This window comes from Mesorhizobium sp. M0590 (assembly GCF_040320905.1).
GTDB lineage: Bacteria > Pseudomonadota > Alphaproteobacteria > Rhizobiales > Rhizobiaceae > Mesorhizobium.
On sequence record NZ_JAMYQN010000030.1, the window covers coordinates 15648 to 36192 of the forward strand.

17 protein-coding genes and 4 pseudogenes are annotated in these 20545 nt (G+C 64.3%); 6 read left to right on the top strand and 15 right to left on the bottom strand.

Going from position 1 to position 20545, the window contains the following annotated elements; genetic code table 11:
* Window positions 1-232: 232 nt before the first annotated feature.
* The 14 genes and pseudogenes from NKI52_RS30275 to nifH form a co-directional block, all read right to left on the bottom strand.
* Complete coding sequence (locus NKI52_RS30275) at window positions 233-1489, bottom strand: type II toxin-antitoxin system HipA family toxin (RefSeq protein ID WP_352700606.1); 1257 nt, start codon at window positions 1487-1489, stop codon at window positions 233-235.
* Window positions 1464-1790: a helix-turn-helix domain-containing protein gene (locus tag NKI52_RS30280; protein ID WP_352700595.1), complete on the bottom strand. Its 327-nt coding sequence runs from the start codon at window positions 1788-1790 to the stop codon at window positions 1464-1466. Before NKI52_RS30280 ends, NKI52_RS30275 begins: the two co-directional genes overlap by 26 nt.
* A 313-nt stretch (window positions 1791-2103) precedes the next feature.
* Window positions 2104-2538: pseudogene (locus NKI52_RS30285) on the bottom strand (transposase); the annotation flags it as partial.
* Between the two features lie 111 nt (window positions 2539-2649).
* Window positions 2650-3805 (bottom strand): annotated as a pseudogene (locus NKI52_RS30290) (NAD(P)/FAD-dependent oxidoreductase); the annotation flags it as partial.
* 54 nt (window positions 3806-3859) lie between these two features.
* Complete coding sequence (gene fni / locus NKI52_RS30295; protein ID WP_352700596.1) at window positions 3860-4909, bottom strand: type 2 isopentenyl-diphosphate Delta-isomerase; 1050 nt, start codon at window positions 4907-4909, stop codon at window positions 3860-3862.
* Between the two features lie 85 nt (window positions 4910-4994).
* Window positions 4995-5897 (bottom strand): terpene synthase family protein, encoded by a 903-nt coding sequence (locus tag NKI52_RS30300; protein WP_352700597.1) that lies wholly within the window; start codon window positions 5895-5897, stop codon window positions 4995-4997.
* Window positions 5894-7444, bottom strand: coding sequence for a hypothetical protein (locus NKI52_RS30305; RefSeq protein WP_352700598.1), 1551 nt, complete (start codon window positions 7442-7444; stop codon window positions 5894-5896). The genes NKI52_RS30300 and NKI52_RS30305 overlap by 4 nt, the downstream gene beginning before the upstream one ends.
* Window positions 7445-7592: 148 nt before the next feature.
* The gene (locus NKI52_RS30310) at window positions 7593-8585 is read right to left on the bottom strand and encodes a polyprenyl synthetase family protein (protein ID WP_352700607.1); all 993 of its coding nucleotides are present in this window, start codon (window positions 8583-8585) and stop codon (window positions 7593-7595) included.
* A gap of 154 nt (window positions 8586-8739) precedes the next feature.
* Window positions 8740-10083, bottom strand: a complete 1344-nt coding sequence (locus NKI52_RS30315; protein ID WP_352700599.1) for a cytochrome P450 — start codon at window positions 10081-10083, stop codon at window positions 8740-8742.
* A complete protein-coding gene (locus tag NKI52_RS30320) occupies window positions 10083-10928 on the bottom strand; it encodes an SDR family oxidoreductase (protein WP_352700608.1) in 846 nt (281 codons plus the stop codon). Before NKI52_RS30320 ends, NKI52_RS30315 begins: the two co-directional genes overlap by 1 nt.
* A 168-nt stretch (window positions 10929-11096) precedes the next feature.
* Window positions 11097-11240, bottom strand: a pseudogene (locus NKI52_RS30325) (ferredoxin); the annotation flags it as partial.
* Complete coding sequence (locus NKI52_RS30330; protein WP_352700600.1) at window positions 11224-12513, bottom strand: cytochrome P450; 1290 nt, start codon at window positions 12511-12513, stop codon at window positions 11224-11226. The pseudogene NKI52_RS30325 and the gene NKI52_RS30330, both read right to left, overlap by 17 nt.
* Before the next feature lie 94 nt (window positions 12514-12607).
* A complete protein-coding gene (locus tag NKI52_RS30335; RefSeq protein ID WP_352700601.1) occupies window positions 12608-13810 on the bottom strand; it encodes a cytochrome P450 in 1203 nt (400 codons plus the stop codon).
* A 155-nt stretch (window positions 13811-13965) separates the two neighbouring features.
* A pseudogene (nifH, locus tag NKI52_RS30340) lies at window positions 13966-14155 on the bottom strand (nitrogenase reductase); the annotation flags it as partial.
* Window positions 14156-15490: 1335 nt separating this feature from the next.
* On the opposite strand from nifH, the gene NKI52_RS30345 reads away from it, so the two are divergent.
* The 6 genes from NKI52_RS30345 (at window position 15491) to NKI52_RS30370 (ending at window position 20018) form a co-directional block, all read left to right on the top strand.
* Window positions 15491-16024 carry a peroxiredoxin gene (locus tag NKI52_RS30345; protein WP_352472428.1) on the top strand — a complete coding sequence of 178 codons (534 nt, stop codon included), beginning with the start codon at window positions 15491-15493 and terminating at the stop codon, window positions 16022-16024.
* A gap of 69 nt (window positions 16025-16093) precedes the next feature.
* Window positions 16094-17530: an RNA polymerase factor sigma-54 gene (gene rpoN, locus NKI52_RS30350; protein WP_352700602.1), complete on the top strand. Its 1437-nt coding sequence runs from the start codon at window positions 16094-16096 to the stop codon at window positions 17528-17530.
* A 57-nt stretch (window positions 17531-17587) separates the two neighbouring features.
* A complete protein-coding gene (locus NKI52_RS30355; RefSeq protein WP_352700603.1) occupies window positions 17588-18805 on the top strand; it encodes an MFS transporter in 1218 nt (405 codons plus the stop codon).
* 49 nt (window positions 18806-18854) lie between these two features.
* On the top strand, window positions 18855-19220 hold the full coding sequence (locus NKI52_RS32830) for a hypothetical protein (RefSeq protein WP_502897824.1): 366 nt from the start codon (window positions 18855-18857) through the stop codon (window positions 19218-19220).
* Between the two features lie 31 nt (window positions 19221-19251).
* The gene (locus NKI52_RS30365; protein WP_352554126.1) at window positions 19252-19623 is read left to right on the top strand and encodes a type II toxin-antitoxin system RelE/ParE family toxin; all 372 of its coding nucleotides are present in this window, start codon (window positions 19252-19254) and stop codon (window positions 19621-19623) included.
* The gene (locus NKI52_RS30370; protein ID WP_023801991.1) at window positions 19623-20018 is read left to right on the top strand and encodes an XRE family transcriptional regulator; all 396 of its coding nucleotides are present in this window, start codon (window positions 19623-19625) and stop codon (window positions 20016-20018) included. The genes NKI52_RS30365 and NKI52_RS30370 overlap by 1 nt, the downstream gene beginning before the upstream one ends.
* 16 nt (window positions 20019-20034) lie before the next feature.
* On the opposite strand, the gene NKI52_RS30375 is transcribed toward NKI52_RS30370, so the two are convergent.
* On the bottom strand, window positions 20035-20226 hold the full coding sequence (locus NKI52_RS30375; RefSeq protein WP_352700604.1) for a hypothetical protein: 192 nt from the start codon (window positions 20224-20226) through the stop codon (window positions 20035-20037).
* Between the last annotated feature and the right edge of the window lie 319 nt (window positions 20227-20545).

Genomic DNA, 20545 nt, shown 5'->3' on the forward strand with positions numbered 1-20545 from the left:
GTTCGAACCGCATAGTTGCGTTGAGGTGGCGAACAGCATCTACCCCTTGCGTTAATTGGCGGGATGCTGCGAACTCTTCTGTTCCGGCGAGCTCACGTGCTTGGTCTCGCGTGTCCTCATCGACGCTGCGCGGAATCTTGCGCGCCACGCTGGCATACCATCGATCCACGGCATATCCATCCGGGGCCACGGGCGATAATTCCGCCATTTCACCAACCCAAGGGGACTCGGCTCACTTATCGGCGCAGGAGTTCAGTATCGGCGTCATCGCCTTCACATGTTCGTCGATCCGCTCGAGCACTTTCGCCGGGACAACGTCGCGCTCAGGCAGATGCCACCAGTGCTCGTTGACGAGTTCGACGGTCTCGACCACTGCCTTCAGGACTGCCGGCTCCGGAAGCCTTGCACGGTTCGCAAATGCTTTCCATCGCGGTGCTGCTAGCGCCTTGAACGAGCGCTCCCCTCCAAGCGAAAGCGCCATGGCGTCGGCGGGAATATATGGCACGGTCGACAGAACGTCGTAGATTGGTGCAAGCACCGGCTTGTCGCCGTTACGGGGATAAATCAAAGACCAGTTCTTCAGGTGCATGTCGCCATTGCCGGTGATGACCGTCAGCACCAGGCGGCGGACGAATTCGAGAGCCGCCGTAGGCGAGACGGCCACGCCAAGGGCCAAGGCTATGTCGTGATAAGCGGCCCCCTCATATTTGCGCGAGGGATAGACACCGAAGACCTGAGCGAAATCCTCGATGTGAATCCTCTCCCCCTCAGCGCCGCGATCGAAGCGTTTGCCGAGAAGGACCTTGCCCTCTGACAGCGTATTGAATTCCTCGGGAATATCCTCGAAATCGGACTTCTCGACAAGTTCGCGCTCAGGCACCTCCATGCCGATCGCTGCAGCCAACGCCAGGTTGGCGAATTCATTTTCGGAAACGCCCGGAAACGCCGTCGAAGGGAACTTGGCGATATACCGGCCCTGCTCGTCGTCCATCGGCAAGGTAAGGCCGCCGCCTTTTCCAGTGTTCTTCATGACCGACAGCTTCATCTGCACGCCTGCAAGTGAGAACCGTGCCTTGGGCTTATCCTTTGAAGCATCCTGCGAAACCGCTATCGCCCCGTCACTGGGCAACGCCCGTACGGCTCCCGGCAGATCGGCGCCCAGCGCCGCTAAAAGATCGAAATCATTGCCTGGCCGCACATTGCCTTCGTGGTGCTTTTCCATCGCCTCGCGCAATTTCTCCTCCGGCAGGAGGTTCGCGAAGAAAGCGGGCAAGGCGCCCGCCAGAGGCTTCGGATCTTTCCGCAATCCTCCCGTCGCTGCCCGGAACGACAGGCTGACAACCGGAAAGCCGCCCGTCGCGCGGTAGGCCTCATCGAAGTTGAATGCATTGAAATCGCCCGGCGTCCTAACGATTGTGCCGATCTTAAGTGCGTTCAAGAGCACGTCCAGCGACGGGATCGTCTTAGGTGCGCGAAAGACTGGAGCCATGATCGTCATCGTCAGGTTGAGGAACAAAGGCGGGTCGATCGTCATCATGATGCGGACGCAATAGAGCCTGGACAGCCGGCACCATGACTTGCGGAACCAGCATCATTTCCAGACCGAGCGCGCGAGCGATATTCATGAGCGTCGTCGCACGCGCCGCTGCGGCTCCCTTTTCGATGTCGCGATAGCGGGGACGGGATATACCCGCCAAGTCAGCGACCTGCTCCTGCGTCATGGCAGCGGCCAGCCTCGCCTGCCTGAAAAGCCCACCGATCTCGCGGAGAATTTCCGATTCAGAGTCCATCATGATACCTATACGAGCTATTTCAATGCGCGATGATACGCAAAGGTATCTCATCCAGCGACCAAGTCAAAGCTTTAGATCTGTTCGCGTATCATATATGAAGATAATGATATGCAAAGAGATCAATCTTTCTTCGAGGATCTCTCAGGCATTAGCGCCGCACAGCGAACGGCGTTCCTCCGAGAACAGCTGCTATGGCCACCGGGCTCCTCTGATGGCGCCGCCGCCGGTTTGCCAAGCTTCTTGCGGCGTGCGGCCTAGCGCTGCTCTTCTTTTTCGGCCTCGATCCGGCGCTCTTCTTGCGCCCCAGCTTGGCCTCGGCTTCCAGCGACGCCATCGCCTGCTGGATCTTGGCCAGCCGGTTCTGCTTGTCGCCGGCCCAATCCGGCATCTCGTCGCCGCGCTTGTCCTTGCCGAAAGTCACGTCCTCTTCGGCATCCGCGGCCTCGGCCGCCGTCAGCATGCGAGCGACCTCGGCTTTCAATTCCAGCTCGCGCTTCTTCATGCGCTTATAACTCATCGCCTTGTGTTTCGACGCGTTCGCCTTGATCTTCGTGCCATCCAGCGCGACATGGCCGAGTTTGACCAATCCTGCCGTCTCACACAGCTTCAGAACCTGCACGAACAGCGCCTCGAGCGCCTTCAAATGCCGCTTGCGGAAGTCGCTGATCGTCCGGAAATGCGGCGGATCGAGCGCCACGATCATCACAAAATCATTCCGTTCGCGGCAGGCCCTGGCCGGCTGTTTTCGCCAGCTTTGGGCCATCGACCGCCTGTTGCGTTCCTTTGCCCCCCTCTGTCCCTCCAGCATCAAAAGGACCTTCGCGGCGCACCCGCCCTTCCTGCTCAAATCACATTTCAATTCCCTGAAAGCCCGCCCCTCAGCGACACGGCTGTACCCGAACGCCGAGCAATCCACCGTGCGATAGCCGCCATGCACGATCAGTTCGGCCAGCGCCTTGCCGACCGCCGGAGCCTGCTGCAAGCCGTGACCGGAAAACCCGTTGGCGAAGAGGAAATTGCCGACCTCCGGGTGCGGGCCGATCACCGCGTTCTGGTCGAGCGTGTTGTAGTCGTAATGGCCGACCCAGGCGCGCGTCGGCTTGATCGCCTCGAAGGCCGGAATGCGGGTCGCCAGCACCGGCCAGATCACCTCTTCGAACAGCGGCCAGTCGGGGTCGAAGTCGCCGGGATCGGCTGGTCCTTCGCCCTCTTCCGGCTCGGCGCCGCCGGTGATGTAGACCGAGCCCTCCGGCCGGACATAGATGCCGCTCGGGTCGACCAGCAGCGGCATGTCGTCATATTTTTTCGCGCGCCTCGAAGACGAAGACATTGCGCTTGCGCGGCTCCACCGGCAGCGCCAGCCCGGCCATTGCTGCCACCTTGCCGGCATTCGGCCCGGCGGCGTTAACGACGGTGCCGGCCTCGAGCCGCTCGCCATTGTCGAGGGTCACACCGGCGACGCGCTTCCCCTGCCGCTCGATACCGGTCACCGACGCTGTGATGAAATCGATGTTCTTGCTTCGCAGTGCCTTGCGGAACAGCATCAGCATCGCATGCGCGTCGAACCAGCCTTCGCCGCTGCGGCCATAGGCGCCGGCGGAAATGCCCTCGACCGACAGCCACGGAAAGCGGCGGACGAGCGCCTCGGCATCCTCGAGCACGATGTCGGCGCCCTCGGCCATCTGCGCCTCGTGGTTGGCCCGCAGGATCGGCAGCCCGTTCTCGCCGGCAAGGATGAGGTAGCCGCCTTCGCGAAAGCCGATATCGGCGTCCGCGCCAAACTCTTCCCTGAGCCGCCGGAACAGTTTCAGCGTGAATTGCGACAGACGGTTGTTTTCCGGGATCGAGAATTGCTGGCGGATGGAGGCGCAGGACAGCGTGGTCGCCGCATGGGAAAATTGCGGGTCGCGCTCGACAAGCGCGATCGAGCCGGAAAACCCTTCCTCGCGCAGATAATAGGCGACCGAGGAGCCGACGATGGCTCCGCCGATGATGACGATGTCGTAATGCACTTTTTCGCCTTTCCGGTTCTAGGGGCCCGCCGCCACGTGCGGGCGATGCCGGCATCAACCGGCGGGCAGATGTGCGGAGGGCAACAAGCGCGCCTGACGCAACGCCGCCAGATCAGCCGAGCCGGTGCAGAAGCAGGCGACGGCCAACTGGCGGATGACGATCTCGAAATGCGCGACAACCGCCTCGGTGGATAGCGTAGCCGCGCGCAGCACGCCGGCCGCCTGCCCGGCAATGTCCGCGCCCAGGCGGATGGCCTTGGCCACGTCGACGCCGTCGCGGATCCCGCCCGACGCGATCAGCTTCACCGTTGGCAGCGCCCGACGTACCGCCTGCACGCTGGCCGGGGTCGGAGTCCCCCAATCGGCGAACGCCATCGCCACTGCACGGTCGGCGGCATCGCGGGCGCGCTCGCCCTCCACCGCGGCCCAACTGGTGCCGCCGGCGCCGGCGACATCGATCACCGCCACGCCCGTCTCAACGAGCGCACAGGCCACCGAGGCGGACAGGCCCGACCCCACTTCCTTGGCCACGATCGGCACGCCCACGCTGCGCGCGGCGCGAGCGATCTGCGCCAGGACGCCGCGCCAGTCGCGGTCGCCCTCCGGCTGTACCGCTTCCTGCAGCGGATTGAGATGGACGATGAGTCCGTCGGCCTCCAGCGCATCCACCGCCCGGCGCGCCAGGTCCAGGCCGTCGGCCTCGCGCAGTTGCGCGGCGCCGATATTGGCCAGCAAGGGAATCTCTGGGGCCAGGCGGCGCAGCGCGCGCGTCAGCCCCTGGGAGTTGCGGGATTGCAGGCTCACGCGCTGCGAACCGACGCACATGGCGATCCCCAAGGCTTGCGCTGCCTCGCTCAGATGCCGGTTGATGGCCTCGGCGCGTGGCATGCCGCCGGTCATGGAGCTGATCAGCAGCGGCGCGCGCATGGTCTTGCCCAGCAGCGAGGCGCGCAGGTCGATCTGCGTCAGGTCCAACTCGGGCAATGCGCAGTGTTCGAAACGGATGTACTCCCAGCCGGCGGCGGCCTTGGCCGGCGCCGTTCGCCGATCCAGCACGATGTCCAGGTGGTCGTCCTTGCGCCGGCTCAGGTTGGTGTCGCTCATGCTCGCTCCATCCGTCGCATCGGGCGATGGTGTTGCGTCGGATCGGACCGACGCCAGCGCGCGCACGCCGCCGCCTCCCGTGCGTTCAGGCCGGCGCACGCTGGCCTCCCCCCGCAGCGTCGCTGCGGTAGCGGCTGGTCGAGGTCTGGTAGTACTGCGCGCGGATGGCCGCCATGGCCTCGATCAACGGTCCCCACGGCGCGGGAAAGCGTTCTTCCGCCATCATCCGGTGCAGCATGCGAATATGGCCGGCCAGCTCGTCGTTGAGGAACTCCTCCACAGGCATAGCCGGATAGCGCTGCAGCAGCAGGATTGCCGCGTTGTCGGCCTCGCCGGCCGACCTGTCCTTGTCGCGTCCATGCAGATCGTTCTGCAGGCGCCCTATCGCGGAGATGAGCCGCAGGACCTGGCGAAACGCCGGACTCGCGCGCAAGGTCGCCATGTCCAGCCCCCACAGCAACGACAGGCAACAGAACACGTTCGTGTAGGCGATCGAGTCGATGCCGTTGTGCAGGTACTCGGCGTAGGACCAGCGTTCCGCCCCTGCCGCCTGCGCGTGTCCAGCGCGCAGCGCCGCGCAGTAGCACCGGGTATCGTCGAGAAGCTGAGCATAGTCGCGACGATCGTAGGCGAGCGCGGCCAGCGAAGCGCGCAGCACAGCGCAGCCCTCGAATCCGGGGAGCGCGCACGGTACGCCCTGCCCCAGCGCCTGCTCCACCGCGGCGAGCTGGTCCGGCGCGATCAGGCCAAGGTCGTTGCAATCGTCGAGCCAAAACAGCAGCGCCAGTTCGCGATAGAACGCCACGATCAGCGTTTCGTCCTGCGGATCGCGGCCGGTGCGGGCGCTGGTGTCGCGCAGGCTCGGGTGGATGCGCTGCAGGATGTACTGGCCGCCCCTGACCGCTTCCACGGCATGCTCGTCGGCGAACCCGGTCAGCGAATGCCCCCACTCCAGCACCTGCTGCAGCGCGCGTTCGGTCTGGATCATGGCGCCGCTCCTGCTCCCTCGGCCAGGACGCGCCGCCCCCAATGAAGCGCCAGCCACAACCCGGCGAGTTCGGCCACGCGCACGACCCGGGTGGGGCAATACAGTTCCTTGCCGATCCACAGCGGCGTCTGCGGCAATGCATGCGCCGCATGGCGGGCGAGCATCCACTCCAGCGCACGCGCCACCGCCTGCGCGATGCGCCGGCGCCCTGTCGGCTCTTCGCTCCCGTCCATCACGTGCAACGCGAACAGTGCATAGGCGGTTTCCTCGAATGTGGACGCGCGACCGGCGCCCCAGCCGCCGTCGTCGCGCTGCGCCTGCATGAGCGCCGCCAGCGCGCGCTCGTCGCGCCACTGGGGCTTGCCTTGCGCCAGCGCAGCGACCGCATGCGCGGTGGGATACAGCCACGAAACGTGCCATTTCTCGTTGTTCCATAGACCGTGCGGGTTGCGATTGGCCTCGACGTAGGCGCTGGTGCCGGCGGCGGGCTTTCCCAACAGTCGCAACGCATGCAGGGCATGGATGTTGGTCGATACCGAGGCATTGCGCTCGCCGGGGAAGGTGACGAACAGCTCGCCGATTTCGAAATGGCGCAACGCATCGACCGCCGGGTCGCGGCCTGCAAGGCGCAGGACGCACATCGCAACGGCGGTATCGTCCGCATCGGCCGCGAAGTGCAAGGCCGGGCCCAGACCGCGCACGCCCAGGCGGGCGTCCAGCTGCGCGACGATCACTTGCACCGCCTCGGCGAGCGCGGGATGCGCGAACAGACCGGCCAGATGCAGGGTGTACAGCGACCAGCATGGCTCGAATACATTGATCGGCCAAACGTTGGGAACGACACCTTCGATGCCGCTGCGCGTCGCCCGCGATGACGCCTGCAGATACGCGTCGGCGCGCCCGACCTGCGGCGTGCTCCCCTGTGTCACGGCGTGCGCACGCCACGCGGCGGTGGCCGCCGGACTGATGCCGATGCTGCCGTCGTCATCCGGGCATGCGGTGGTCGGCGACGTCCCCCAGGCTTCCCAGGAGTGCAGCAACGGATGGCCGCTCGGCAACGTCGCCACCGCCCCCAGCTTGACCAGGCACGCTTGCCGCAACGGCAACAGCGCCGGGTGGCGCGGAAACGCCACGCCGCCCAGCAAGGATGCGGCCTCGCCGCACAACTGCGGCAGGATCAGCTCCGCGCCGATCGGCGCGTCTTCCGGCACCGCATGCGCGTAGGGATCGGGCTGGCGCTCGAGGAACCGGGTTGCAGCCTGGACTGCGTCGGCAGCGCCGGGAAGAGGATCGGCACGCTGCAATGCCAGCAACGCCGCCCACGTGGGCGCATGGCGGAACAGCGGGAAGTCCGCACTTCCCCATCCGCCATCGGCCTGTTGCTGCGCGATGAGCCACGCGTATGCGTCCTGCCGACCGGTGACGTTGCCGTGGAACTGCAGAGCTCGCGCCGTGTCGTAGACGGACGGACCGACGCTGCCGCCGTCGCTCATCTCGCTCAGCAGGTGGCGCAATTCGGAAAGGATCTGTTCGGACAGCGCGTTCACGCGGGATGTTCCTTCTGCAGACGGTTCACGAGAACCAGGATCGGCAGACGCCGCGCACATCGCCGCGGACTCGGGCACAGTGCAGCATGCACCGCTGCCGCCGGCCAATCGCAGCGCCACAGGGGCGAGTCCATGCGGACGGACGCGCTCATGCGTATGGCGCGGACAGATACACGTTGGCCCGCTGCAGCATCTGCGCCAACCGTTCCGCACGCGGCCCCAGCGGGACGATGGCCTCCCCGGCGTCGCGCAACAAATCCAGCGCGAACTGGCGCGCTGCCTGCAGCCCCATGATCGACGCGCAGGTCGGCTTCTGCGCCGCCGCGTCCTTGCCGGGGGTCTTGCCCAGCGTCGCGGTATCCGCTGTCGCGTCGAGAATGTCGTCGACCACCTGCAAGGCCAGGCCGAAACAGGCGGTGTAGCGATCGAGCGCATAGTACAGCGCAGCGTGCGCGGCATCCTCCGCGATGGAGCATAGCGCGCCCATGCGAACGGACGCGCGCACTAGCGCTCCGCTCTTCATCCGGTGCATCGCCACGATCCTGTCCAGCTCGGCGTGCTTTCCGACCAGCGACAGATCCATGGCCTGCCCGCCTGCGGCACCCTCGGCGGACACGGCCTGCGCCAGTTCGCGCACGAGCGCGATACGGTTGTCGCCCGGCGCATCCAGGCTCGCCAGGGTCAGGAAGGCGTGCGCCTGCAGCGCATCGCCGACCAGGATCGCAGTGGCTTCGCCGAACTTGACGTGCACGGTCGGAAGGCCGCGGCGAAGCACGTCGTCGTCCATCGCGGGCAGGTCGTCGTGGACCAGGGTACAGGCGTGCATCATCTCGATGGCGGCGCCGACGTCGTCGAGCATGTGCGCCGGCGTGTCGGCCAGTCCGCCGGCAGCCAGACAGAGCAACGCGCGGGTGCGCTTCCCGCCATGCAAGGTGGCGTAGCGCATCGCCGCCATCAGCTCGGTCTCACCGTCGTTTTCGGCGCAGAGAAGACGCGCCAGCGCCTGTTCGACCCGCTTTGCGCCGTCCTGCATCCAGATCTCCGGCAGCAGCCTGCCGGATGCGCCGCGCGCCTGCGCACCCAATCCGCCGAGCGCGGAAACGCCAGTTCGGTCGTCGTGTAGCGTGGAACCGGTCTGCATGTTGTTCATGTCCTTGTACCTGACACGAGATGGCCACGGCGAGCGCCAAGCCGCCGCGGTGTTGCCGGCGTCGCACCGAGCGCGTGCGCCGAGTGCAGCAATGCCGCGCCTCGCCGGCGCCGCTGCCTCGCCACACGGGGCATGCGATGCCAGCTCATGAGAAGCCTATGCGGATTGCCATGGACGGATGTGCGGTCGGGTAATAGCGCCGGCCTTTTTCGACGCCGCTCAGCAACCGCGGCCGCACCCCAGCCTTGTGCATGGTCAGCGCCAAGGCGATGCAGAACTGCACCATTTCCAGCCATACCAGGTGGTAGCCGATGCAGACGTGTGGGCCGGTACCGAACTGCAGCATGTCCACCGGCCGGATCGGCTCCGTGCGTTGCAGCCACCGCGCCAGGCGGAACTGATCAGGCGCCTCGTGCAGCAGCGCCGAGGTCGAGAAATGCAGCAGCGGGATGCACAGATGGGTGCCCGCGGGAATGGGCCGTTGGCCGAGTTGCAATTCCTGCAGCGCGCGACGAGGCAGGAGCGTGGTCGCCGGATGCAGGCGCAGCGTCTCGCGGAACAGCGCCTCGGCGACCGGACACTGCGCCAGGTCCGCGTGCCGGGTCGGCACCGCGCCCACGCGTTGCGCCTCCTCGACCAGGGCGTCCCACAGCACAGGCTGCCGCGCCAGCTCGATCACCATCCAGGCCATCGTCGAGGCAGTGGTATCGTGACCGGCAAGCAGCAGCAAGCGGATATTGGCGACCAGGACGTCATCGGAGAGCCTATCGTCGCTGCGGTCGAAGACGCTCACCATGTCGTTGATCAACCCGGTGCGCGCAGCATGCGCGCGCGCGTCGCGAACGAACTGGCGCAACTGCGCGTCGATCCAGTCGCGGGCGGCGCGGCCGCGCCGCAAGGGCAGTCCGGGCAGGTCGACCGGGGGCGCGACGATCAACTGCAGCAGTTGCCGGTACTTGCGATGCCATCCCGGCAGGTCCTGCGCGGGGATTCCCATGAGGCTGAAGATGAGCTTGAGCATCAGGTCGCCGGTTTCGCGCAGGATGGTTGCCTCGCCGCGGTCGCGCCAGGCCTGCACCCGCGCCCGGATGACGGGCGCGAACAGGTCGCCGATGCCGGCTTGGGTCAGCCCCTTGGGCAGGAACGCCGCCTTGATCGCATCGCGCGCCTGCCGGTGCGCGCCGCCGTCCTGGGCAACCAACGTTCCGCCAAGCAATTCGGGCGCGATCTCTTCGATCAGCGCCGAGGACACGTCCTTGTGCCGGAGCAGTGCGAACGCATCCGGATGCACGCAGGTCATCAGGTGTCCGGCAGGGCCGAAATCCAGCCAGAAGTGGCTGCCCAGCATCCGTTCCGCGCGCCGCAGCAGGCGCGGCAGGTCGCAGACGATGGCGGGAAGATGCCCGACCAGGGGGAAAGCGCCGGGCATGACCGGGATGTCGTATCGCAGCCGGTGCCGACGGTTGAGCGGGTTGAGCAGCATGTCCATCAGCAGCGCGCCGCCGCGGCCGCTTCGGCGGTGTCGCCGGCAGGCCGCGCGGCGCGGCTGTTGCCACCGTCGGCGTAGGTCGGCACATGGGCCAGCATGCCGCCGTCGATGCACACGACCTGGCCTGTGATGAACGCAGCATCGTCGGAGAGCAGGAACGCCACGAGCGCGGCCACGTCCTCGGGGCGGCCGACGCGCTGCAGGAGCTGGTGCCGGCGCAGATGCCGTTGCATGCACTCGTCCAGCTTGGCGAGGAGACGCTCGGTCATGACGAGACCCGGCGCAACGGCGTTGCAGCGGATCTGCGCATGACCGTATTGGGTGGCGAGCGAAGCCGAGAGCATGTTCATCGCCGCCTTCGACGCGGCGTAGGACGTCTGCGCCGTGTCACCGCTGAGCCCCTGGCACGACGACATGTTGACGATCGCGCCACCGCCGCGGGCGATCATCCGTGGGATGGCCTGCCGGCAGCAGAGCAGCGTGCCGCGCAGATTGGTCGCCATGGTCTGGTCCCAGACTGCCAGGTCCAGGTCGAGGATCGCGCGGTCGCGCGTGGTCAGATGCATGGCGCTCGCATTGTTCACCAGCAGGTCGACCCCTCCGAAGTGCCGCTCCGCCGTCTCGAACAGCGCTGCCACCGCCTGCTCATCGGCGATATCCATGGCTATGGGCAGCGCGTGGCCTGCTTCGGCCGCGATCTGCGCGGTGCAGGCGATGGCCGCCGAGCCATCAATGTCGGCCACCACCACTCTGCCGCCCCCGCGCGCGATGGCGAGAGCGCATGCCTTGCCGATGCCGGCGCCAGCGCCGGTCACCACGGCCACCTTGCCTTCAAACCGTCCCATCGTGTCTCCTGAATTGCATTGGTCTTTCGCAGCATGCCGCTCGGCCTCCGCCGGAGAAGGCGCAGGGTCGGCGCTGGCGCGCTCGTCATGGCCAGCGTCGCTTTCGATGACCCGAATGGCGGCGACCGGGCACTGGTTGGCCGCAAGCCGCACGGCGGCGTGCAGCGCCTGCGGGACCGTCGCGACGCACACTTCGGCCACGCCGTCCGGTTCGCGCTGGCGAAAGGTGCCCGGCAGCGTCAGCACGCACTGCCCGGTAGTTCCGCACAGATCCTGATCGACCAGGACGCGCATCTCAGCCCTCCTGCCCATGCAGCCGCACCGGCAGCGCGCGCAACGTCCTAAGGAACGCGGAAGGCTCCCGGGTCGGCTGCTCGGCCAATGCCAGCGTGGGGAAGCGTGCCTGGATCCGCGGCAGGCTTTCGGCCAACTGCACCCGGGCCAGTTGCGCACCAAGGCAGAAGTGGATGCCGTGGCCGAAGGTCAGCATGATCTTCCCGTCGATCGACATGCCAGGACTGGTGCCATAGAACCGCACGGGATCGAAGCGGTCGGGATCGGCGAAAGCGTCCGGGTCGCGATTGCCGGCCGCGATCAGCACGCGCACGTCCGCGTTCTTCGGGATCACCGCGCCGCCCAGTTCGATGTCGCGCTGGGCGATACGCGGAATGGAACTGAACATGGCGGGCGCGTCGTAGCGCAGGGCTTCTTCGACGAATGCCTTCACCCCCACGGCATCTCCCTTCAGCCAGTGCCGCTGTTCGGGATACGCCAGCATCGCCAGGACCGCATGGCCGATGGCCGCGGCAGTGGTGGCGAAGCCGCCCAGCAGCATGCCCCAGAGCATGCTGATCAATTCCGCATCCGACAGCGTCTCGGCATCGTCGTCGCGTGCGCCGACCAGCATTGACACGATGTCGTAGCGGGAATCCGTGCGCTTGCGCTGTATGAGGTCGCCGAAGTAGGCCTGCACCCTGGCGCTGGCCGCGTCCGCCGCGGCGAGTTGGGGATCGCTGGCGTGCGGGCTCAGGCCTTCCAGAATGGCGCTGATGCCGGTGACGAGCCCGAGAATGTCGTCCGGGGGCATGCCGAACAGTTCGCCGAAAACCAGCATGGGCAAGGCCAGCGCGAATTCCCGATGCAGGTCCACTGCCTCCCCGCGCTCCAGTGCGGGCGCCATGCCGTCCAGGCGCGCTGCGACAATGCGAGCGATGGTCGGCCTCAGGTTGTCGATCTGGCCGATGGTGAAATCGCGCGAGATCAGCCGGCGCAGACGCGTATGCGTCGGAGGTTCCTTCATCGCTAAAGTGGACGCCAGCAAACTTAGCGACAGGCTGGTCGCCGCACGCGGGAAATAGCGCGCCAGTTCGCCTGGCGCCGGCCCCCGAAAAGCATCGCCCGTGGCCTTGAGCGCCCAGTAGATGTCGGCGTGGCGGCTCAACAGAAAGAGGCCCGACGCCGCGCGATGCACCGGATCGTGCTCGCGCAACCACCGCATGAACGGATACGGGTCGTGGATGCACGCTGGCGACGCCAGTTCGGCGAAGGCGTCCCGGCATGCTGCCGTGGTTTCTTGCAAGTCCATATTGGTTACCTGTTGGCTGGCTGATCTGACCGGCGCGCGCCAGGCGCGACGGCAAATTGCGGAGAAGATCGCGATTCCCGGCGGCGTCCGCCCATCACCAGAGCACCGGGAACTCCTCGAACCCGCCAGTGATGATCTCCTTGCGCAACTTCAGTTCTTCGGGCGCCACGGCCAGGCGCAGCGCGGGAAAGCGCTGGAAGATCGAACCGAACACCACCTTGAGTTCCAGCCTGGCCAGCGCCGCGCCGATGCAGTAGTGCGGCCCATGGGAGAACGCCAGGTGCGGGTTTTCGTCGCGTCCGATGTCGAAGTTTTCCGGGTCGTCGAAATGGCGCGCATCGAACGACGTCGCCGGCAGGCCGACAAGCACCTTGCTCTCCGCAGGAATTTCCACGCCCGCGATGGTCACGTCGGTACTCGGATAGCGCATGATGCCGTCCCAGCCCGCGCCCGGCGGGTACATGCGCAGGATTTCCTCCACCGCCTTGTCCACCAGGGATGGATCGCCGACCAGGCGTTCGCGCTGTTGCGGATGGCGGAACATGGCCAGCAGGCCGAATTCGATCTGCGCGACGGTGCTCTCGTGCCCCGCCACCAGCATGCCCGCCGCCAAGCCGATCGCCTCTTCCTCGGTCGCCTTGCCCTGGTCGACCGCCGCGAGCAGATCCGTCAGCAGGTTGTCGCCAGCATCCTGGCGCTTGTCCCGCATCTTGCCGCGAATGTAGGCGCGCAGTTCTTCCCAGGCCAAGCGCGACGCGCTGCGCGGGCCGCTTTCATGCTGGTGCGTCATCACCTCGTCGGACAGCCCGGCGAAAAAGGCGTGATCCTCGTAGAGCACGCCCATCAGCGCGCTGATGACCATGGCCGGAAGTGGAAAGGAGAGGTGGCGCCGCAGGTCGGCGGGCTGGGGCTGGGCCGTCAGTGTCTCGAACAACTGCGCGGCGATCGCCTCGACCTGCTGCTCGAGCAGCTTCACCCTGCGGTTGCTGAAGGCCGGCGCCACGATCGTGCGTAACCGGGCATGCTCGCCCCCCTCGTGCGAGACCAACCACCCCGGTGATCCGAGAATCACCGAATCCGGGGTGAATGCCGCCGGCGGCATTCCCGAGGGCCGGAACGCCGCGTCGGACAGCACCGCCTTGGCTTCATCGTAGCCTGTCACCCACCAGCCTTCGTGCCCGGACGGGAAGCGCACGCGGTGGATCGGACCGTTGGCGCGTTGCGCCAACATCTCGGGCGAGGGCTCGATGTGATCGACGCGCCACATCGGCAGCGTCGGCAAGGGTTGTTCGGACATGGTGGCACTTGATCTCTAAGCGATGGAAGGGCGGAAGGTGACCGGCAGGCGCTGCGGGCAGCGAATGGCTTAGGAAGGCATGTAGACGACGTCCTCCGCAGCGTAGCCGATTCGATTATCAAGGTCGGCCAACGTGTAACTGCCTAGGCATACCCCGCGGCGAGATGCAGAACGTTATCCTGCGCCTTCGAGTTCAGGATAAGGCGAGTGTGGCGGGCCTTTGAGTCGCAGCCGGCCATCAAGATTTCCTGCGCAAGGGTCGACAAGGGCGGCGAGCCTGTTTGGTAGGGGGCGGTTTCGCCGAGGCCCCTTCCCATAGAAGGCTATCTGATGCGGATTTGACATTTTGCTTTTCTTTCTTCGTTCCATCGATCGCGGTGCCATCCACGAAATGAAGGTCGGTCGGCGGCTCCCGGCCCGCAACGAAGGAGCTTCAAAACTCGTGCCAATTTGGCCGGCCCAGCAGAAGAAAAAAATTTGTGATGCTTTTAGCGGCTTAGCCTGAGGCCGGACAAGAGCTCGGCGAAATAGGCCGGCGTCGCGGACCAACAAAGGCGACAGAACAGTGTCGGATAGTACGCGCTGGGCGACCTTTCGGTCGGGCTTGCGACATTCTGGTCCAGTTTCGAACATAAGGGGCGGCAAACAGACACGATTGGGGAATTCGATCCTCACGGAGTCAGGGCGCTTGCTCGAGAGCGCGCGTTCATGGTTGCTGCGACAGGCGCATGTTCGCGAAAGCCGAGCCTGCGCACGCAAGAACACGTTTGCGGCAAACGCTACGAAATCGCTGCAGTGCCCGCCGGTGTGAGGTAGGGCATCGGCTCGGCTTTCGGTTCGTCTTTGTCCAGCCGGTGCGGAAGCAGCCGCATATCCGCACCATACAGCACCCTTGTCGAGCGTGCTGACGAGGCGGTTATAGGGCGCGCCCGGTCTTGAAAACACGGTCCTTCCAAGAAAAAGGATCGCTCCAAAAGCATCTCTATTTGAAATGGCACGCCGCTTGCTGCTCCTGGTCAGAGCCCATCAAAACACGATGAAAGCGACTTGCGCCATGCCCGACACGCGAAGCTCTAGACCGTGGCCTGAGGAGACGGTGCCTGTTCCCGCTGAACATCGGTACATCATCTCCTCCGGAGGTCCCTCCTCGGCAGCCGCTTTGCGCACGGCTGGTCCGATGCCGGCACGCCAACACATGGCGCTCGCGCAATTGCCGTTTACCGGTTCTGATCAGCATGTGAGTGCCCAAGAGCCCCATCAAAGAGCCACCGAAGCCAAGGTCGGCGGGTCACTGGCAAACTTCGACAATACGCCGAACCAGCTCAGTAACGCAGGTCTCTTGCGTGAAGTCCCATTTGAGGCCTCCACACGCGTTCGATATTGGCTACTTCGGGCCCGCTATCACTTTGTCCCGGGCACGAGCGCAAGCGATGGATGCCGCTTCCGGCGCCATAGCCGTGGAAAGATTGCCCCAGCGGCTCGACAGCCTCCACTTGCTCAGATCGATGGCGTTCGAGTGACGAAGACCAGCAGCCAAGACGTTCCCCTACATCGGGATGGAAAAAGGAGGGTGCGAGCCGCGAGGGCCTCATTTCATGCCCGGCATACGAGCCTTTGCTCGGTATTGCGCCAGCCTCTGCCAGAATCCGGCGCGCCAGTTTTTTCCTGAGGAGCAAGTTGATGACCGTTCAAAAGAAGGTTCCCTTCGTCACCTTTCTCACGCGTGTTCGCGATGAGTCAGTCCAGGGCCCAAATCCATATCGCTGGGAAGAAAAGACATCTGACGACTACTTTGCCGGCAAGCGCGTCATCCTGTTCTCGCTGCCTGGCGCCTTCACTCCGACCTGCTCGACCTACCAACTGCCCAATTTCGAAGAGCTCTATGATGAGTTTGAGAAGGAGGGAATTGACGCGATTTATTGCGTCTCCGTCAACGATGCCTTCGTCATGAATGCGTGGGGGAAGTCCTTGGGCCTGCAGAAGGTCGAGCTCATCCCCGATGGCTCAGGCGAGTTCACACGCAAGATGGGCATGCTGGTCGCCAAGGACAATCTCGGCTTCGGGATGCGCTCCTGGCGCTACGCCGCCCTGATCAACAATGGCGTGGTGGAGCACTGGTTCGAGGAGGAAGGTTTCTCCGACAACTGCGAGGCCGACCCCTATGGCGTCTCGTCCCCGCAAAACGTTCTCGAAACGCTGAAAGCCGCCGCATGACCTAGAATACGTCTCACTGGTGCCATTGCCGGCCCCAAGAGGCTCCTCGACAGGATTATCGCGCTCACCATGCAATCCTCAGCAAGCCTGCTTCAGCGCCAGAAGCAAACCATGGTCGCATCGCCTCAACTCATTGAGTCGATTCGCCTGCTGCAACTGGCGCATACTGAACTGCATCAGTTCGTGGAGCGGGAAATCGAGAAGAACCCGCTTTTGGAATCTGCATCAAGCGATGGCGGGCCTTTTGACGACGTTTCGATTTCGGGAGCGGATCAACCCATCGGCCCTGGCGCAAACGCCGTTGAAGGACCGACCGGGCCAGGGTCGCCTGAACGGCTCGGGCAATGGAAATCACTTCGCAACACGACCAACAACCCGCCGGGCAATGGCCCTTCCCTCGACGAGTTTGCCACCCTCGCCGAAACATTGCACGACCATGTCGCTCGTCAGATCGCCCTCACTGCGTTCACACCACAGGAGCGGCTGATCGCTGGCCAGCTTGCCGCCGATCTGGAAGACACTGGCTATGTTCGGGCAAACCTTTTGGAGCTGGCCGAGAGCCTGAATGTCCGTGAGGCTGTTGTGGAACGGGTTCTCGGAACCTTGCAGCAATTTGATCCACCGGGAGTTTTTGCGCGAAGTCTCAGAGAATGCCTCGAGATCCAGTTGCGCCAGCGTAACCGGCTCGACCCGGCAATGGCAGCTTTGGTTGCCCATCTTGAAATGCTTGCGCGGCGCGATTTTGAGGCACTGAAGCAGCATTGCGGAGTCGATGAAGAAGACCTTCTCGACATGATGCATGAGATTCGGGCGCTCGATCCCAAGCCTGGGAACCGATTCCAATCCGGTGCGTCTGAATCAATTATACCCGACATCTGGGTCACGCCCTCACCGCAAGGGGGGTGGCAGATCGAACTCGATCCCGCCACGCTGCCAAAGCTGCTGATCAACCAAAGCTACTATGCCGAAGTCTCGCGTCAAACTGCCCAAAGTGCGAAGGATAAAGCATTTCTCGACGAATGCTTGCAAAACGCGAACTGGCTAATCCGCAGCCTCGATCAGCGCGCCAAGACCATCATTAAGGTTGCGGCTGAAATCGTGCGTCAGCAGGATGCCTTTTTGGAACATGGCGTCGCCCACCTGCGGCCTCTCAATCTCAGAACCGTCGCTGACGCGATCGGCGTGCACGAGTCGACGGTAAGCCGGGTGACCTCGAACAAGTACATGCTTACCCCGCGCGGCGTCTTTGAACTGAAGTATTTTTTCACCGTCGCAATCGCGTCCTGCCAAGGCGGCGATGCGCACTCCGCCGAAGCTGTCCGCCATCGGATCAAAGCGATGATTGCCGCAGAATCTCACGGTGACGTGCTTTCCGACGAGGACATCGCTGCCCGGCTGAAGGAAACCGGCATCGATGTTGCGCGCCGCACCGTCACAAAATATCGCGAAGCAATGAACATCCCCTCCTCCGTGCAACGCCGCCGGGAAATGCGCTTGTGTTTTTAAATTTGGGTCAAGGCAGCCAACATCAGGTTGCATTGCATCAAAGTGGAGACTTCGTTCATGACCCAATCCGCGGCAGGCGTCGTGGACGCTGTTCTGCACGACTCAGAAAAGCCCGTCCCACCGTCTGGTCCCGCATGGGGTGCGGTCATTTCGCTTTCCTTGGGCACCTTCGGGCTGGTGACCGCAGAGTTTCTGCCTGTTAGCCTGCTCACGCCGCTCGCACATGATCTCGGCATCACCGAGGGAGCGGCTGGACAGGCGATGACGGCGACCGCTATCGTCGGGGCGATCTCGGCGCCGACGGTGGCTATCATCACAAAGCGCCTGGACCGCAGGCTCGTCATGTGGGCGATGACGCTGCTGCTGATCCTGTCGGACGTTCTGGCGGCCGGCGCGTGGTCGCTGGCGGTTCTCCTGACTGCACGCGTCGTGCTCGGCATAGCGCTCGGAGGCTTCTGGTCGATGTCGGCAGCACTGGCGATGCGGCTCGTTCCAAGCCACCTCCTGCCGCGCGCTATGGCGATCATCCTCACCGGCGTTTCCGTGGCTACCGTTTGCGCAGCTCCAATCGGCGCTTATGTCGGCGATATCTGGGGATGGCGAAGTGCCTTCATGCTCGCCGCAGTCGGCGGCGCGGCTACACTGCTGGTGCAACTCATAACCATTCCGAGACTGCCTCCGATTGGAGTGGCTAGCTTCCGCAGCCTGCTGGATGTGGCTAAGATTCCGATGGTCAAGGTCGCGCTTGTGGTCGTCCTGCTTGTCGCTTCCGGCCACTTCGCCGGAATCACTTATATCCGCGCCTTCCTCGAGAAGATTCCCGCTCTGGACGTCGAGACGATTTCGCTTGTGTTGCTTGCTTTTGGCATCGGGGGATTCTTCGGCAATTTGGCCGGCGGGCTTCTGGCCGAGTACAGTCTCAAGGCAGTCGCGGCCCTTGCACCGCTGCTCATAGCGATAGCCGCTGTTTCGCTGCTGATGGCGGGAGCATCGGCCTTCGCCTCGGCGATTGCGGTTGCCGGGTGGGGCTTTGCCTTCGGCGCCGTGCCGGTGGGATTACAGACGTGGATGGTGCGGCGGGCCGTTCCCGAGCAGGCCGAAAGCGCCGGTGTGCTGATGGTCGTAGCATTCCAAGTGGCAATCGCAGCCGGCGCGATTTTCGGCGGAGTATTGGTGGACAATGCCGGGATTACCAGTGCCTTTGCCTACAGTGCTGTTGCCACGTTCGCCGCCGCCCTGACAGTGTTCCTGCTCGGCCCGAAGCGCGAAACCTAGACCGCCTGACAGAACAGGTCTCAGCAGCGCAAGCGGGACGAGAGATGCGATGCACGGCGCGGCGCGGTCCTCCGCACGATTACGCATGGACCAGCGCAAGCGCCTCGCCGGCTTCACCTCCGGGCCACGCGACCTTCGCCGCCAGACACGCGAACCTCGCCGGCACCGGTTTCCATTTGGCGACAGTGAGCGCTGCCGGCGCGATGGAACCCTTGCTGGCGGTCATATCCTTCACGACAAGCCGGCATTCTGGGCAAGCGACAGCTACGCGCCGGCCATGCCCGTCAGAACGCCGGTGACGATGCCGCTCGATAGCGCAGACAGGTCGCGAATTGCCAGTCGTGTCAACGGCGGCCGGATTATCGTCGACCGCGCGTACCTTGTTTCGGCCGCAGACTATCGTTCGGCAGCTTGATGATGTTGACTGCATAGCCTAGGAGCTATATATGACTTGGGAAGTCGTTTTTGGCGATGAGTTCGATGGGGAGTTCGAGGCGTTGCCCCAGACAGTCCAAGATGAGCTATTGGCCTCGGCTAAGCTGCTCGGTGTGTTCGGGCCCCAGCTGGGGCGACCGCATGCGGATACCTTGAATGACTCGTCGTTCGCGAACATGAAAGAACTTCGCTTCGACGCTGATGATGGTGTCTGGCGGGTTGCGTTCGCATTCGACCGGAAGCGGAAGGCGATCCTGCTCGTCGCCGGCGATAAGTCGGGCGTGAGTGAGAAGCGCTTCTATAAAAGTCTGATCGCCAAGGCGGACAAGCGCTATCAAGGGCATCTCGACCGTTTGGCGGCGGCGAAGAAGGAGAAGAAGTGATGGGACGCAAGCTTGACGACCTAATCGCTGCGCTCCCCGAGGATCGTCGGGAGCGGGTCGACGCGCGTTTCGAAGAGTTAAGGGGAGAAGTCGAGAGTCTCGGCGATTTGCGGCGTGCCGCTGGAAAGGCCCAGGCCGAAATCGCTTCGGTCCTCAAGATCAAGCAGCCTTCGGTCTCGAAGATCGAGAAACAAGCCGACATGTACTTGTCTACTCTTAAAAGCTACGTCGAGGCGATCGGGGGGCAACTCGAACTCGTCGTTCGCCTTCCCTCGCGCGCGCCCCTCCGTATAGAGCGGCTCGGCGACGTCGTGGCTCCCAAAGCCGTCTCCGTGCGTAGCGTTAAAAGAGCGGCAGGTGGACGTAATCGCACAAAGGCCGCACGCGCCGGCTGACCTCACTCTCTTTCGGCTAAAGACTACCCCTCATGATCACCAGCGCACGCGCCAGATCCCGACGCTTCAGCGTCACGAGGAACAGGAACCGCAGTGCCGAGACCGCGCCATTGATCGTCGCAGGGCCGACGCCGCTCTCATGCTGATGCAGCTGGACTCGACGGATGTCCTCAGCCGTCGCCGTGTCGGGCGAGCGGCCAAGGAACACAGCTAAGCGCCGGACGTGACGAACGTAGTTTTTTGCTGGGTATGAGAGCCCAGGCCACGCATGAGCATGTCGTGCTGCATGCGCTGGCGAAGCGGAGAGATCGGTGCATCGGTCGACAGGGTAGCCATGGCGAGTTCCTCTCGTTGAAGGGACCTCCATGGTCAGATCGACGCCTCTACCCGCTCAAGTCAAATGGCAGTCGCGCCATCTCAGACCGAGGCGCCCCTCCCGCGAAGCGGGTCGTCTAATCGCTCGACCGTCAAGGGGGTGAGTGCAAGGCCGTCGTCCTTTCTGTCGATTCTCGTTCGTCCGAATGCCG

Coding starts and splice junctions, on each gene's coding strand:
- NKI52_RS30300 (WP_352700597.1), bottom strand. CDS start 5,897: ATGATCCAGACCGAACGCGCGCTGCAGCAGGTGCTGGAGTGGGGGCAT.
- NKI52_RS30310 (WP_352700607.1), bottom strand. CDS start 8,585: ATGCAGACCGGTTCCACGCTACACGACGACCGAACTGGCGTTTCCGCG.
- NKI52_RS32830 (WP_502897824.1), top strand. CDS start 18,855: ATGCACGGCGCGGCGCGGTCCTCCGCACGATTACGCATGGACCAGCGC.
- NKI52_RS30370 (WP_023801991.1), top strand. CDS start 19,623: ATGGGACGCAAGCTTGACGACCTAATCGCTGCGCTCCCCGAGGATCGT.
- NKI52_RS30345 (WP_352472428.1), top strand. CDS start 15,491: ATGACCGTTCAAAAGAAGGTTCCCTTCGTCACCTTTCTCACGCGTGTT.
- NKI52_RS30365 (WP_352554126.1), top strand. CDS start 19,252: ATGACTTGGGAAGTCGTTTTTGGCGATGAGTTCGATGGGGAGTTCGAG.
- NKI52_RS30280 (WP_352700595.1), bottom strand. CDS start 1,790: ATGGACTCTGAATCGGAAATTCTCCGCGAGATCGGTGGGCTTTTCAGG.
- NKI52_RS30320 (WP_352700608.1), bottom strand. CDS start 10,928: ATGGGACGGTTTGAAGGCAAGGTGGCCGTGGTGACCGGCGCTGGCGCC.
- fni (WP_352700596.1), bottom strand. CDS start 4,909: ATGAGCGACACCAACCTGAGCCGGCGCAAGGACGACCACCTGGACATC.
- rpoN (WP_352700602.1), top strand. CDS start 16,094: ATGCAATCCTCAGCAAGCCTGCTTCAGCGCCAGAAGCAAACCATGGTC.
- NKI52_RS30330 (WP_352700600.1), bottom strand. CDS start 12,513: ATGGACTTGCAAGAAACCACGGCAGCATGCCGGGACGCCTTCGCCGAA.
- NKI52_RS30315 (WP_352700599.1), bottom strand. CDS start 10,083: ATGGACATGCTGCTCAACCCGCTCAACCGTCGGCACCGGCTGCGATAC.
- NKI52_RS30335 (WP_352700601.1), bottom strand. CDS start 13,810: ATGTCCGAACAACCCTTGCCGACGCTGCCGATGTGGCGCGTCGATCAC.
- NKI52_RS30275 (WP_352700606.1), bottom strand. CDS start 1,489: ATGGCTCCAGTCTTTCGCGCACCTAAGACGATCCCGTCGCTGGACGTG.
- NKI52_RS30355 (WP_352700603.1), top strand. CDS start 17,588: ATGACCCAATCCGCGGCAGGCGTCGTGGACGCTGTTCTGCACGACTCA.